This is a genomic window from Rhodopseudomonas sp. BR0G17, from assembly GCF_010907025.1.
Taxonomy (GTDB): Bacteria; Pseudomonadota; Alphaproteobacteria; order Rhizobiales; family Xanthobacteraceae; genus Rhodopseudomonas; species Rhodopseudomonas palustris_H.
Genome location: NZ_QUML01000205.1, coordinates 1 through 404, shown reverse-complemented (window position 1 = coordinate 404; position 404 = coordinate 1). Strand labels below are relative to the sequence as shown.

The window sequence follows — 404 nt, the reverse complement described above, 5'->3', positions numbered from 1 at the left end:
CCCTTGCGCTTGCCGCCCTGATTGACCGCGATCGCGGTGTCGTTGGCGACTTTCAGGAACGGCACCACGCCCTGGCTCTCGCCGTTGGTGCCCTTGATGTGGGCGCCGAGGCCGCGGACCCGGGTCCAGTCGTTGCCGAGGCCGCCGGCGTATTTCGACAGCAGCGCGTTGTCCTTGATCGACTTGAAGATGCCGTCGAGATCGTCCGGCACCGTGGTGAGGAAGCAGGACGACAATTGCGGCCGCAGCGTGCCGGCGTTGAGCACCGCGTGGCCGAGCAGCGTGAACGATCCAGGGCGCATCGGCCGGCCGCCGAGACCGAAGAACTCGTCGTCCATCGTCTCGGCCACCGCCAGCCACAGCGCGCCGAATTGAGCGGCCGAGACGCGCTCGCGCACCCCCTC

Annotated in this window: 1 protein-coding gene; it reads right to left on the bottom strand. The window is 68.6% G+C overall.

Going from position 1 to position 404, the window contains the following annotated elements; all coding sequences use genetic code 11:
* On the bottom strand, positions 1 to 404 hold a 404-nt coding region (locus DY467_RS26640; protein WP_164639906.1), incomplete at both ends, for a ribonucleotide reductase barrel domain-containing protein.